Origin of the sequence: Chryseobacterium sp. JV274 (assembly GCF_903969135.1) — a bacterium.
In the GTDB taxonomy this organism is placed as follows: domain Bacteria; phylum Bacteroidota; class Bacteroidia; order Flavobacteriales; family Weeksellaceae; genus Chryseobacterium.
Map to the genome: position 1 here is coordinate 5163641 of NZ_LR824569.1, position 13854 is coordinate 5177494.

Below are 13854 nucleotides of genomic sequence, written 5' to 3' on the forward strand. Positions count from 1 at the left end.
TATTAAACCTTATTCGCGTCAATACTGATAAATAACCATTATGGAAATCCGTGAACAGCTCAGCGATAAATTACTCGATAACGCTTCCAGAAAATGCATCCTTGATATAGAAGTCTATAAGCAAAGAGCACTTGCGTACTCTCAGATGGAAGGAGCAATATGTGTACTGAGCGATATGCAGGCGAATAAAAGCTTTATTTATAAATCTGCAGCCGCTGGAGAACTTGGACTCACTATGGGAGAAAATCCCACAGAAATAGATTCTATCTGGGAAGAAGAGATGCTGAAAAAGATCCATCCGGATGACCGTCTGAAGAAATATATCCATGAACTCCGTTTTTTCAAATTAATGGATGCTATGGAAATGGAACAGCGTACAGAATACAGTGTGGTGTCAAAAATCAGGATGAAAGATAAAGATGGCGAGTACCGCTGGGTAAAACACCGTATGTTTTATGTGTATTCGCCTTCCAATGGCAGACTGAGGCTGGCTCTCTGCCTTTACAATATTGCTCTGGCTTCATCTGCGGTTCCTGATTTTATGATTATCAATACAATAAAGGGAGAAGTTGTTGTAAAAGATAAACTTGATTATAAAAATATTCTGAGTCCCAGAGAACTTGAAGTTTTGAAATTTGTGGGAGAGGGCTATGCCAGCAAAGAAATTGCAGATATACTTTTCATAAGTATCAATACTGTCAGCAGACACCGTCAGAATATTCTGGAAAAACTAAAAGTAAAAAATTCTACACAAGCTTTCAAAGATAGTTTTTATTAACTACTTAGCTTTAAATATCCGAAAAGTTCACCATGTTATTTTGTATCTTATGATTAATTTTATACCTTGAATATAGATTAGCAAGAAAAATACATGATGAAAAGAAGTGAAGAAATTACCCGTCAATATTTTACCTTTCTGGACAAGCACATTCAGGAGGTTATTTCCGGAACTGTTCCGGATTTTATGGAGCTGAACGAAATTGCCGGAGAGCTTGCTGTCTCTCATAAACATCTCACTGATACCATTAAAAAAGAAACCGGAGAGCACCCCTGCTATTTTTATGATGGAAAAATTATCGAACAGGCCAAAAAGATGCTCATCAATTCCGATAAATCTATAGCAGAAGTTGCCCGTATTTTTACATATGACCCATCCAATTTTTCAAAATTTTTCAAAAAAATGACCGGTTTTACTCCCGGAAAATTCAGGAATTCCAACAAAATTTAACCTGCTTATTTTATTTCTTTAAAATTGCTGTGGGAGGGAATTTGTGACGATTTTCATCTCTTGGTAGGGATTTAAGCATGCCGGATTTTCCATTATAATGAGTGTTTTAGTGAATAATCATCGGAAAACAGCCTGAAAATAATCTTTTATAAATGAGATGGTTGTAAGGAATAACCGCCTTTTTTTATTATTTATTTATTAATATTTCTTTATTGTTTACTTTTTTTGTTAAATTTAGGTAAGAAAAAACTAATTAATTCAATAGGAAAAAAAAGTTAAAAAGGGACAGATATATAAAATAGTTTGGTTACCAGATAATAAGAATAAATTATTGTGTCTTTAATAATATTTAATCTTATTGCAGGCGTTTAAGCCCTCTAAATAGTTATATATTTGTTTCTTTTAAACCACAACAAACAAGATTAAGGATGAGCATCAATTTCACAACAGCAACTATTAAAGACTTTGAGAATATACCAGATAATAATATGGCTCAAAGGGCTGAAATTTTTTATGAATATTTAGACTACGTAAAGTCTAATGGACACATGAATTACAGACTGAAGAATACTTCAGGAACCAATGCGATACTGAATGTAAATATTGCAAACCAAAACAGAGAATTTGTTAGTTTTGTATCAAGTGATTATTTAGGATTTACGCAGCATCCAAAAGTAAAACAAGCTGCTATTGAAGGAATCGAAAAATATGGTACAGGTACAGGAGCTACTCCTCTCATCGGGGGATATTTTGATTACCATAATGCTTTAGAAAAAAGAATTTCAAGTTTTTTTAAAAGAACAGAAGATGAAGCCGTAGTATTTACTACCGGTTATACTGCTAATAGTGCGAGTTTACAGTGTTTAATGCAGAAAGAAGATCTTGCTATTTTAGATATGGCAGTACATGCCAGTGTACACGAAGGATGCGCTTTTACCAATAAAAAAACTTTTCCGCACAATAATTTGGAATCTTTGGAACACATTTTGAAGGTATCTGAAAATCTGTACCGTACGAAACTCGTTATTGTGGACGGAGTGTATTCCCAGGATGGTGATACCTCCCGTATTAATGAGATCTACAATCTTGTGAAAAAGTATAATGCCTTTCTAATGGTAGACGATGTACATGGCGTTGGTATCCTTGGAGAAACAGGCAGAGGTACTTTGGAACAGGCTGGTTTATTAGATAAAGTAGACATCATCACGGGAACATTCAGTAAAACGTTTGGAAACCTTGGTGGATATGTCATTGCCGATAAAAAATTGGCTGCATTTATCAGATTCCATTCCCGTCAGCAGATTTTCTCAGCAACAGCTCCACCATCATCCGCAGGAATTGTTAAAGCCATTGATTTAATAGATGAAGAACCTATCTGGAGAGAAAAACTCTGGAGCAATATCAATTATTTCAAAAAAGGACTTGATGATCTTGGATTGGATACCGGAGTTACCTGTTCCGCAATTATTCCAGTGAAAATAGGAGATCCCTATGTAACAGGTGAAGCAGGAAAACTACTAATAGAAAAAGGAATCTACACCAACCCGATTCTTTATCCGGCTGTACCAAGAAAAGATGCGCGTATCAGGATGAGTGTAACCGCAAGACACGAAAAAGAACATCTCGACAAAACGCTTAACGCGTTTGATGATATTAATAAAAAATTGCATATTGCAAAAAAATAATAATTATGCCTAGAAAAGTAGTGCAGGGCCCCATTAGGGACAAAGAAAAAACAAAGCAAAAACTGCTTGCTGCAGTTGGTAAAATTTTAAGAGTAAAAGGATACTCCGGACTAAAAGTAAGTAAAATTGCCGCAGTGGCCGGATTTGATAAAAAATTGATCTATGAGTACTTTGGAAGTACTGATAAACTGATTGATGAATATATCAAATCTCAGGATTACTGGAGCCAGGTCAATCAGGACGTTGATATGGATTTCTCTGACGGTGGACACGAACTTACTAAAATGGTTGTACTCAACCAGTTCGAAAACCTGAAGAAGAATAAAGAACTTCAGAAGATTATCCTGTGGGAGCTTTCAGAAAGTAAACCTATTCTTAAGAAATTAGTTGAACAACGTGAAGAGGTAGGAGAAGTTTTATTTGGGAATATCTCAGATCCTTATTTTGGTGAAGGGGTAGCTACAAGACACAGGGCAATTATGGCTTTGATTGTTTCCGGGGCTTACTATCTTAACCTTTATACAGGATATAACGCAAACAAGTTCTGCGGTATTGACCTGAAAACTGAAGAAGGTAGAAAAGAGATTGAAAGTGCTATTGTTGAGTTGATTGACTTTGCATACAGCAAAAAAAAGTAGGGATTAAAAGTTTTCCGATTTAAACAGAAATACGTTTTTTGTTGATATTTGAAAACTTTTAATTTTCAAATTAAAACTATATTTCTTATTTTTGACCAATGGAAAATTTTATAGTATCTGCAAGAAAATATCGTCCTCAGGAGTTTGATACGGTTGTAGGGCAATCCCATATTACGGATACTTTAGAACATGCAATTGAAGAAAGTCAATTAGCTCAGGCATTACTTTTTTGTGGTCCTCGTGGTGTGGGTAAAACTACTTGTGCCAGAATTCTTGCAAGAAAAATCAATGAGAAAGATGGCTCGGTTTCAGAAGATGGCTTTGCTTATAATATCTATGAGCTGGATGCTGCATCCAATAACTCTGTAGATGATATAAGGGAACTGATAGATCAGGTAAGATTTGCACCTCAGGTTGGTAAATACAAAGTATATATCATAGATGAGGTCCATATGCTGTCTTCTGCCGCTTTCAATGCTTTCCTTAAAACACTGGAAGAGCCACCTGCCCATGCCATCTTTATTCTGGCAACAACAGAGAAACATAAAATTATTCCAACAATTTTATCCCGTTGTCAGATCTATGACTTCAAGAGAATTGTCATTGAAGATATCCAGAATCATCTGAGAAATATTGCTCAAAAAGAAAATATCCAGTATGAAGATGATGCATTGTACCTGATTGCTCAGAAAGCTGACGGGGCACTAAGAGATGCGCTTTCTATCTTCGACAGGCTTTCTACATTCTCCCAGAAAAATATTACGCTGGCAAAAGCAGCCGAAGTACTGAATATTCTGGATTACGATCAATACCTCAATATTGTAGATCTTGCCAAGGAAAACAAAATTCCTGAAGTGCTTTTTGCGTTCAATGAAATTGTAAAAAAAGGATTTGATCCCCATATTTTTATTGCCGGATTAGGAAATCATTTCAGAGACCTGATGATGGCGCAGAATGCTTCTACGATCGACCTCATTGAAGTAGGAGAGAAGACGAAATCCAAATTTATAGAACAGGGACAGAAGTGGGCTGCCCAGCAGCTGATTGATGGCATTGAAATCTGCAACCATGCAGATATTAATTATAAGAATTCCAAAAACCCAAGACTTACGGTTGAAATTGCATTAATGCAGCTTGCTTCACTGACAGCTAATTTAGGCGATACTAAAAAAAAAAGTTCCTGATTCTGGCTCCGTTTCTTAGTGAGAAACAGGAGGTGAAGATACCGGAAAAAACTCCGGAGAAAAAAGAAGTTAAAGCAGAACAAAAGCCTGCTGCTTTGGAACAAGTTGAGGAAACTTTAGTAACAAAAACAACCAGGCCATTATCAAGACCGGGAATTTCTTCCGGTTTCAGCATCAATTCTTTCCTGAATAAAGAAGATAAAGTGGAAACAACAGAAGATGTTGTTGTGAAAACTGAACATCTTCCTCAAAACCATTTTACAGATACAGATCTGCAGATGGAATGGAAAATTATGCTTAAACAGCTTCAGGTAAAAAATAACTTTGTATTTAACGCAGTAAAAACATTCAAACTGGAAAAAGCTGCAGAAAATAAAATCAAAGTTTTATTCCCTTCAGATTCTGCCAAAGTAGAATTTGATAAAATAAGCGGAGAATTTTTTAATCATTTTAAAAGAAAAATTCAAAACCATAGAATTGAGGTAGAATACGTCAGAGACGTTGAAAACCTGAAGATTGAAGTGGTGACCAAGAGGAAAATGTTTGAAAAAATGATCGAAAAAAATCCACTTTTAAAAGATCTTGATGATTTAATGAAGTTTGATTTGACATAATTTTTATATATTTGTCAGATATTTCTGTTGAAAATACGTTTTCAACAAGAACAAATTACAACCAGAAACGCTAAAACAAAGACATTTCCAGAATAAAATGGAAAAACTGACTAACACATATCTGTCTTTTTTTGCACCCGCTAATTACTTTTTTAGCGGTTATTTTAGTTTTTCTGCTTCTTATTATAGAAATTTCAGAACGTATTACCGATTTTATTGGTACTGTTAACTGAATTTCTTTCCAAAAAATACAGGAGAAGTAGAGCCCTATTATTTTCCTGATTCCTTTAAAAATTTTTGAACGGCATTTTTTGAAAAGAATTATAAATTAAATTTTATAATCCAAAGGGCTATTGCTGTCAACGAAAAAATTATATAAAAAAACAATAAAATTTAGAATATGAATTTAAATGATTTGAAAAATGAGTGGATCGATGGGCTTACACAGCCACTAATGATCGCGGGACCATGTAGCGCAGAAAGTGAAGCTCAGATGCTTGAAACCGCCAGGAGAATTAAAGAATCCAATGCCAATGTATCGGTTTTCCGTGCGGGAATCTGGAAGCCTCGTACCAAACCAAACGGTTTTGAAGGAGTAGGAGTAATCGGTTTGAACTGGCTAAAAAAAGTAAAAGAAGAGTATGGTTTTAAAACAGCTACTGAGGTAGCCAATGCACACCATGTATTTGCAGCTCTGGAAGCAGATGTAGATGTTCTTTGGATTGGAGCACGTTCTACAGTGAACCCGTTTACAGTACAGGAAATTGCAATGGCTTTAAGAGGAACAGATAAACCTGTATTCGTGAAAAACCCTGTGAATCCGGATCTTGCATTATGGATTGGAGCGTTGGAAAGACTTTTAGGTCAGGATATTAAAAACCTGGGAGTAATTCACAGAGGATTTTCAACATACCAGAAAACAAAATACAGAAACAACCCGAACTGGCAGATTGCCCTTGATTTCAAAAGCCAGTTTCCAAATATTCCAATGTTGATTGACCCATCACACATCTGCGGAAACAGAACCGGTCTTGCTGATATTACACAGGAAGCTCTTAACGTAGGATACCAGGGTGCTATCATTGAATCACACTGTAATCCTGATGAAGCCTGGAGTGATGCTTCTCAGCAGATTACTCCTGAAGTTCTTGCAGACCTTATTGGTAATCTGAAAGTAAGAAGCTCTAATCTTGCAGGATTTGAAGGAGAAATGGGAAGACACAGAACTTTAATCTCGGATCTTGACTTCCAGTTAATAGAACTTCTTTCTCAAAGAATGAAAATTTCTGAAAAGATCGGTAAGCTTAAAAAGGAAAATGATATCGCGATTTTCCAGCCTGAACGTTGGAAAGTAATCACGGAATACGCTAATCAAAAAGCAAAAGAAACCGGAATGTCTCAGGAATTTATTGAAAAAGTCTTCAAAGCAATTCACGAAGAATCTATTGAAGTTCAGAACAGCATTATGATCGATAAGAGATAAACAGCAGATAAACGGGTAAGGGGATTAGGGTTTAGGATAAGTAGAATTGATTTAATTCCTGAAAACAATTACCTATTTACGGCAAAAAATATTTATTAGGGCTTAGACCTCAGGATTTAGAAGAATTGAAACATGTGTTTTTAACCTATTTCCTGAATGCTAAGCCCTAATTCCTTATATTTGCACCAGTATTATCTATGAAAGGAAAAATCATTAAATCTACAGGCAGCTGGTACCAGGTTTTGGAATTGGAAACAAATAAAATTTTCGAGGCCAGAATCAGGGGGAAATTCAAATTAATAAAAACAAGGCTTACCAATCCACTTGCTGTAGGAGATTTTGTTGAGTTTCAACTGGAGCAGGATGATATTGCCTGGATCACGAAAATTGAGCCACGCTCCAATTATCTGATCAGAAAATCAGTAAACCTTTCAAAAGAAGCCCATATTATCGCTTCCAATATTAATTTAGCGTGCTTTATCTTTACCCTGAAACATCCTGAAACATCTTTAGGATTTCTTGACAGATTTTTGGCATGCTGTGAAGCCTATAATATTACTCCTTTGATTCTTTTTAATAAGATTGATGTTCTCCAGGGGGAAGAAATAGAAATTGTGAAAGATGTCGAGTTTCTCTACCAGGAAATTGGATATAACACATTGGAAATTTCATCTTATTCAAGACTGAATCTAGATCAGTTGCAGGAAATCCTTAAAGATAGAACTTCAGTGTTCTTCGGACACTCCGGTTGTGGGAAATCTACTTTAGTAAATGCTTTGCAGCCAGGACTGAATTTGAAAACATCTGAAATTTCAGACACCCATCTGAAAGGAAAGCATACAACAACTTTTGCACAGATGCACTTCTGGGATTTTGGCGGAAATGTTATCGACACCCCTGGAGTTCGTGAATTTGCAATGATCGATATTGAAAAAGAAGAAGTACAGCATTACTTCCCTGAGATTTTCAAAAAGAGAGAAGAGTGCAAATTTCACAATTGCCTTCACATTAATGAGCCGAAATGTGCTGTTCTTGATGCCCTTGAAACAGGCGAAATACAACATTCGCGCTATTCTACGTACATTAAATTGATGGATGAGGCGGAAGAAGCTTCTCAGAAATAACCATATCAATTTCTATACTATTATAACCACTGCAGATTAATTCGGACAATCTGTACAGATTCTATTGCTGTCATTTTAGTATAATATTTCTCAAATATTATTTTTTAATGTTCAAATTTAACATTCTTACTAATGGTCTGTTTTTTTTGATTTGTTTTTTCTAAATTTTAACGAAAAAAATCTCTTTTTTATATAACTCTACTTTTTGGCATAACAAATTTGGCAGATAACTCCACTTTTGGCATATTTTAGTTTAGTGAGAAAATAATTTTCTGGAAAATCCGATTGTTTTAATAATTGAAATAAAAGCAATAATACTATTAAATTTACTTTTATTTAGCTATTTAAAATGTTGAATTGATAAAAAATGGCATTGTTTTTTGAAAATAAAAAACCCAGCCGAAGCTGGGTAAAAACTAATAACCATGAAAACTCAAATTAAACATGAGAATCGCAGTAGAATAAACAATTACTGTGCCAAAGATTGGTTCATAATTTCTTAATAAAAGTTATTTTTATGTTAAAAAAAAATTAAAATAAAAATCAAAGATATTTTTTGTAATTTTGCGCCATTAAAAAAATATACATTTATGTCTAACATTACATTCACTATGATTAAGCCTGATGCAGTTGCTGACGGACATATCGGTGCTATATTGGGTAAGATTGCTGAAGGAGGTTTTAAAATCAAAGCTTTAAAATTAACTCAGCTTACAGTTGCTGATGCAAAAAAATTCTATGAAGTACACGCTGAAAGACCATTTTATGGTGAGTTGGTAGAATTCATGAGCTCTGGTCCTATCGTGGCTGCAGTTTTAGAAAAAGATAATGCAGTTGAAGACTTCAGAACATTAATTGGTGCTACTAACCCTGCAGAAGCTGCAGAAGGTACAATCAGAAAAATGTTTGCAAGAAGCATCGGAGAAAATGCTGTTCACGGTTCAGATTCTAACGAGAATGCATTAATCGAAGCTCAGTTCCATTTTTCAGGAAGAGAGATTTTCTAAGAAATCATCTTACAAAATAAAAGATCCGGAGAGAATTCTCCGGATTTTGTTTTTTATGATATTCAACGCTTATTAAAGATTGTTTTCAATAGCACCCACATTTTCTCTGTAAAGTTCAATAGGCTTATTGAGTAAAACAGCAATGACAGTCATCTGCTTATCCAGCTTTTCCTTTGGAATATCAATATAAATAATTCCCGGTCTGTCACTCCAGTAAAGTTTATTATATATCGTATGTGACAGCATAGTGCCTTCGCCTACCACTCTTATTCTGGCAATTCCGTTTTTTATTCCTTTTAAGGCAATTGGACCTGTAGGGGTTCCTTCCACAAAAAGATAAAGTGTCTGTTTATCTTTTGACAATGCACTTATTCCTGAATAGTGGCCATCTGGTAATCCTTTTTCAGTTTCATAAAGTGCCTCCGCATGCTTACTTATCCATTGCAGAGTTTCCTGATTGGTGTTGGGTGTTGTCTTGATTTTCATATCGAGACCATCACTGGTCAGCCCTGAAGAGGTCGGCAGATTATAACCATTATATAGTGTATTGGCTATAGTATAGGCCGCTTCCTGTGTGTTTTTATTACCCATGATTTCAGCGAGAGAGTGATTTTCCTTTTTAAAATCTTTCAGAAATACAGGCGGAGTATCAAAAGTAAGTTCTACAACGGTGACGTCTTTATCAAATTTCACATTGGAAAAATTCAATGTGAGTGTTTTTTCAGCGTTGTAATCTGTTTTGATAATAGCTGAAGGATCTCCTATTATTTTTGCTGAAGCAGGTTTTGTTTCCAATCCATAAATCTTTGCGAAGTTTTTGGCTTCCTCCAGGTAAAGGAATAAGGATTTTTTTGAGGTAGATAAAGAAGATTTTCCTTTATAATTTTCAAAAGGAATTCCACGGGTTGTTTCATAAATGGCGTGCTGGTTTTTAGAGGTCCATCGGCCAAGGTTTTTCAGAATTTCCACTTGCTCCTCGGGAATTGTACCATCTGATCTGGGTCCGATATCAAGCAGAAGATTTCCTCCCATACTGATAACATCTGCCAGCGTTCTTACGATCATATTAGGTGTTTTATAGCTTTTATCATAAGGCTGATATCCCCAGGAATCATTCATGGTATAACAAAGCTCCCAGTATGGATTTTGTGGTGGAACGACCGGAATTCCCTGTTCAGGAGTGTCATAATCCCCATGATTGTTGAGCCTTGAATTGATGATGATATTTGAATTGTATTTCTTGAGCAGATCCAGAGTCTGAGAAGCTTTCCATTCCTCAGAAGTATGTTCCCAGTCTCCATCAAACCAAAGAAGGTCAGGGGAGTACTGAGAGGAAAGTTCATTAAGCTGGCTTTGATAGTAACTGATGAAATTCTGCCATCGTTTCGGATCGTTTTTTATTTCGTATCGCTTTTTTGTCCGCGTATTGATATCATAATAGGGATGGCTCCAATCCGGCAAGGAGAAGTAAAGCCCTGTTTTTAATCCGGAATTTTTCAAAGCAGAAATAAAAGGACTTAGAACATTTTTTTTGGCCAAAGACTGTCCGGGAATTGTGATCGCTTTTTCAGCCTTAGAGTTCCACAATGAAACCCCGTCATGATGTTTGGTCGTAATAACAGCGTATTTTGCTCCGGATTCTTTAATAAGGTTTACCCACTGTTCAGGCTGATATTTTGAAGCTGAAAAACCATTCAGCTGTTTCATGTAATTTTCGTGATTGATATAATTGTTGAAAAATGACCATGATTCAGATATTCCATTTACGGAGTAGATTCCCCAATGAATAAAAATACCCAGTTTGGCATTTTTAAACCATTCCATTTTCTTGCTGTTGTCAACTGTTTGAACCTGTGCATTGGTATTATAAGCAGATAACACCAACCCAAGGAAAACAGCTTTAATCAGACTGCTTTTCATATATAGTTTTATTTTACCATTAAATATAAATAAAGAAAGCATTACCGCAATAATATCTTGAGATTTACTCATAATTATTATCAGAGCGTCTCCTTTATTATTGTATTTTTATGATTTAAACTAAAAATTAAAATAAAACCATCTCCATATAATTTGAACTTAAAATAAAAGGTTGAATATATTGGACGAGATAAATGGAACGTTTATTGTAAATTTTATTTGAAAAAGCAATTATGAAAATTCCAGCAATATTAATGGCGAGTTTATTAGCAGTAGGAGCTTCTGCACAAAGCACTAAACCTGAAACTAGAACTAAAAAGCCTGTAAAAAAAGTAAAGAAAGCAACAGCACCCGATACTGTTGAAAAGAAAAAACCGGGAACTCCTAAGTCAATCGTAAAAAAAGATACGCTTGTTCTTCGTGGCCATGGCTGCCCGGCTTGTGGAATGGGATAAAAGATGAAAAAACCACTATTAGGAATATCAATGATGGCAGAAGCTGATTTTGTTTCTGCTGTTTTGCCGTTGCTGCAGAACAACACTATTGATGTTCTGGAATGGTCCTTTGATACCCTTTATCATGCCAATGAACCGGATTGGCTTCGTGATCTGCTAAACTTTTATGCAGAAAATAACCGTTTGATAGGCCATGGTGTTTATTATTCCCTGTTTGATGCAAGATGGACAGAAAGGCAGGAAGATTGGCTGAAAAAGCTAAAAGAAGAAGTCGGCTTAAGGAAATACAATCATATCACGGAACATTTTGGTTTCATGAATACTGAAAACTTTCATCAGGGAGTACCATTGCCGGTATCTCTGCATCCCAAAACTTTACAAATAGGAAAAGACAGGCTGTACAGGCTTCAGGAGACGATAGATATTCCTGTAGGTATAGAAAATTTAGCGTTTTCATTTTCTATTGATGATGTCAAAGAACAAGGGATTTTTCTTGATAAACTAACGGAGGATACCAATGGCTTTCTGATTCTCGATCTTCATAATATTTATTGTCAATCCTGTAATTTTGGAGTGAAAATGCAGGAAATAATTGATCTGTACCCTTTGGATAAGGTAAAAGAGATTCATCTTTCCGGAGGAAGCTGGCAGGAGAGTGTATATGGGAAAAAGCAGGTGAGAAGAGATACCCATGATGATATTATTCCCGAAGAGATTTTTTCTGTTTTGCCTTCCGTTTTAGCAAAGTGTCAAAATCTGGAATATATTATTACCGAAAGGCTGGGGCATACGCTGAAAACAGAAGAGGAAAAAGAAAATTTCCTGAATGATTTCAATAAAATTAAAACAATAATCGAAGCTTCTGATTGGAAAGGAAGAAAAATAAGCAGTTGGAACAAGCGGCAAATACAACTTCCGGAGAAACCTGTCGAAGATCTGGCTTTGTTTGAAGAGCAGTCAAGGCTTACCAGACTTCTTTTTGACAATGCGGGAGCAGCAGTTATCAAAGATCAGGATTTTCATTACTTTAAAACAGAGAACTGGGATCCTGAAATGATTCTTACTGCCCAGAATATTATCAAAAAATGGAATCCTTATTAATTCTATCCTGATAACCAAAATCAAAATATATGAAAATGACAACACTAGTATTGATCATTACCGCTGTCCTCACTGCTCTGATAGGAGGACTTTTCTATGCTTATTCATGTTCTGTAGTCCTTGGACTGGGAAAACTCTCTGATGTAGAATATCTGAAAGCTATGCAGAACATCAACCGGGAAATTCTGAACCCTGTTTTCTTCATGAGTTTTATGGGAACAGCGGCTTTTCTGCCGGTATCTGTCTTTTTGTTCCGCGGACATCAGTCTGTTTTTATCTTTCTCCTGCTGGCTGCACTGGCCTATCTGATTGGGGTTTTTGGAGTGACGGTTGCGGGGAATGTTCCGATGAATGACGCACTGGATAAGTTTGATATTTCCAATTCTACAACGGAAGCCATCAGGCAGATGCGCGCTAATTTTGAAAACAGATGGAATTTTCTGAATAATATAAGAACCGTTTTCTCTGTTATTTCTATCATTTTTGTAGTCTGTGCCTGTATCTGGAATAAGGAGGTGTAAATGGGCGAATACGTAGAAATACTTAATGTTAGATTCGGTATTTCTACGGATGTGTACCTATGGTTTTATTCTGATCTTTGTGTTGTTAGCAAGACAAAACAGATTTAACATTTTCAAAATGTTGAGAAAAAATTTATAACCACGAAGACTTCATTTCAAACAAGAGAAAAGGCAGCCATTGGCTGCCTTTTGTTTTTATAATAAAGATAATTATTAAATCTTTAGAAGTTCAATCGTTCTCTCAGGGCTTTCTGCTGAGAAAACAGCATTTCCTGCCACAAGTACATCAGCTCCGGCTTCAAAAAGTTTAGAAGCGTTGTCAAGGTTCACTCCACCGTCTATTTCAATAAGGGCTGTAGAGTTGTTGCTTAAGATTAGGTCTTTGGTTTCAGCAATTTTTTTGTAAGTATTTTCAATGAATTTCTGTCCTCCAAACCCTGGATTTACACTCATTAACAATACCAGATCCACATCTGCAATGATGTCTTCAAGCATTAATACCGGAGTAGAAGGGTTCAAAACAACACCTGCTTTTACTCCTTTGCTCTGAATGTGATGAATGGTTCTGTGAAGGTGAGTACATGCTTCATAATGTACTGAAATAAGGTCTGCACCATGATTGATAAATTCATCAACATATTTCTCAGGCTCCACAATCATCAGGTGAACATCTACAAATTTTTTGGCATGCTGCTGAACAGTTTTCATTACCGGAAAACCAAATGAAATATTGGGTACAAAACGGCCGTCCATTACATCAATGTGGAACCAGTCGGCCTGGGAATTGTTCAGCATTTCAATGTCTCTTTGCAGATTCCCAAAGTCTGCAGATAAAAGGGATGGAGCAATAAGCTTCGTTTTCATTTTTACTTTATATTAGATATTTAGAGTCAG

The 13854-nt window shown here is 35.7% G+C and carries 14 protein-coding genes; 12 read left to right on the forward strand and 2 right to left on the reverse strand.

Features of this window, described 5'->3' with window-relative positions; translation table 11 throughout:
* The first annotated feature begins 40 nt into the window (after window positions 1-40).
* The 9 genes from CHRYMOREF3P_RS23785 to CHRYMOREF3P_RS23825 all read left to right on the forward strand — a co-directional run bounded on the left by CHRYMOREF3P_RS23785 (window position 41) and on the right by CHRYMOREF3P_RS23825 (window position 8963).
* The gene (locus tag CHRYMOREF3P_RS23785) at window positions 41-778 is read left to right on the forward strand and encodes a LuxR C-terminal-related transcriptional regulator (protein WP_180565694.1); all 738 of its coding nucleotides are present in this window, start codon (window positions 41-43) and stop codon (window positions 776-778) included.
* Window positions 779-871: 93 nt separating this feature from the next.
* Window positions 872-1228 carry a helix-turn-helix domain-containing protein gene (locus tag CHRYMOREF3P_RS23790; protein WP_077414534.1) on the forward strand — a complete coding sequence of 119 codons (357 nt, stop codon included), beginning with the start codon at window positions 872-874 and terminating at the stop codon, window positions 1226-1228.
* A gap of 428 nt (window positions 1229-1656) precedes the next feature.
* Window positions 1657-2913, forward strand: a complete 1257-nt coding sequence (locus CHRYMOREF3P_RS23795; protein ID WP_077414532.1) for an aminotransferase class I/II-fold pyridoxal phosphate-dependent enzyme — start codon at window positions 1657-1659, stop codon at window positions 2911-2913.
* A gap of 5 nt (window positions 2914-2918) precedes the next feature.
* Window positions 2919-3551: a TetR/AcrR family transcriptional regulator gene (locus CHRYMOREF3P_RS23800; RefSeq protein WP_077414530.1), complete on the forward strand. Its 633-nt coding sequence runs from the start codon at window positions 2919-2921 to the stop codon at window positions 3549-3551.
* A 98-nt stretch (window positions 3552-3649) separates the two neighbouring features.
* A complete protein-coding gene (gene dnaX, locus CHRYMOREF3P_RS23805; RefSeq protein ID WP_180565695.1) occupies window positions 3650-4735 on the forward strand; it encodes a DNA polymerase III subunit gamma/tau in 1086 nt (361 codons plus the stop codon).
* Window positions 4736-4767: 32 nt separating this feature from the next.
* Window positions 4768-5349 (forward strand): hypothetical protein, encoded by a 582-nt coding sequence (locus CHRYMOREF3P_RS24230; protein WP_228408684.1) that lies wholly within the window; start codon window positions 4768-4770, stop codon window positions 5347-5349.
* A gap of 400 nt (window positions 5350-5749) precedes the next feature.
* Entirely contained in the window at window positions 5750-6832 is a 1083-nt protein-coding gene (locus tag CHRYMOREF3P_RS23815) for a chorismate mutase (RefSeq protein WP_047384411.1), read from the forward strand.
* Window positions 6833-7029: 197 nt separating this feature from the next.
* Window positions 7030-7956, forward strand: coding sequence for a ribosome small subunit-dependent GTPase A (gene rsgA, locus CHRYMOREF3P_RS23820; protein ID WP_077414526.1), 927 nt, complete (start codon window positions 7030-7032; stop codon window positions 7954-7956).
* A 590-nt stretch (window positions 7957-8546) separates the two neighbouring features.
* Window positions 8547-8963 carry a nucleoside-diphosphate kinase gene (locus tag CHRYMOREF3P_RS23825; protein ID WP_076355787.1) on the forward strand — a complete coding sequence of 139 codons (417 nt, stop codon included), beginning with the start codon at window positions 8547-8549 and terminating at the stop codon, window positions 8961-8963.
* Window positions 8964-9035: 72 nt separating this feature from the next.
* Here CHRYMOREF3P_RS23825 and CHRYMOREF3P_RS23830 read toward each other — a convergent pair whose 3' ends face one another.
* Window positions 9036-10955 (reverse strand): alpha-L-fucosidase, encoded by a 1920-nt coding sequence (locus CHRYMOREF3P_RS23830; RefSeq protein WP_232539097.1) that lies wholly within the window; start codon window positions 10953-10955, stop codon window positions 9036-9038.
* Between the two features lie 161 nt (window positions 10956-11116).
* On the opposite strand from CHRYMOREF3P_RS23830, the gene CHRYMOREF3P_RS23835 reads away from it, so the two are divergent.
* Genes CHRYMOREF3P_RS23835 through CHRYMOREF3P_RS23845 form a run of 3 tightly spaced genes read left to right on the forward strand, consistent with a single transcriptional unit; the run spans window position 11117 to window position 12960 of the window.
* Window positions 11117-11338 carry a hypothetical protein gene (locus CHRYMOREF3P_RS23835; RefSeq protein WP_077414522.1) on the forward strand — a complete coding sequence of 74 codons (222 nt, stop codon included), beginning with the start codon at window positions 11117-11119 and terminating at the stop codon, window positions 11336-11338.
* Between the two features lie 3 nt (window positions 11339-11341).
* On the forward strand, window positions 11342-12439 hold the full coding sequence (locus tag CHRYMOREF3P_RS23840) for a DUF692 family multinuclear iron-containing protein (protein WP_077414519.1): 1098 nt from the start codon (window positions 11342-11344) through the stop codon (window positions 12437-12439).
* A 35-nt stretch (window positions 12440-12474) separates the two neighbouring features.
* Window positions 12475-12960: a DUF1772 domain-containing protein gene (locus tag CHRYMOREF3P_RS23845; RefSeq protein WP_232539098.1), complete on the forward strand. Its 486-nt coding sequence runs from the start codon at window positions 12475-12477 to the stop codon at window positions 12958-12960.
* Window positions 12961-13173: 213 nt separating this feature from the next.
* Here CHRYMOREF3P_RS23845 and rpe read toward each other — a convergent pair whose 3' ends face one another.
* Complete coding sequence (gene rpe, locus CHRYMOREF3P_RS23850; RefSeq protein ID WP_047375387.1) at window positions 13174-13824, reverse strand: ribulose-phosphate 3-epimerase; 651 nt, start codon at window positions 13822-13824, stop codon at window positions 13174-13176.
* Window positions 13825-13854 lie beyond the last annotated feature (30 nt).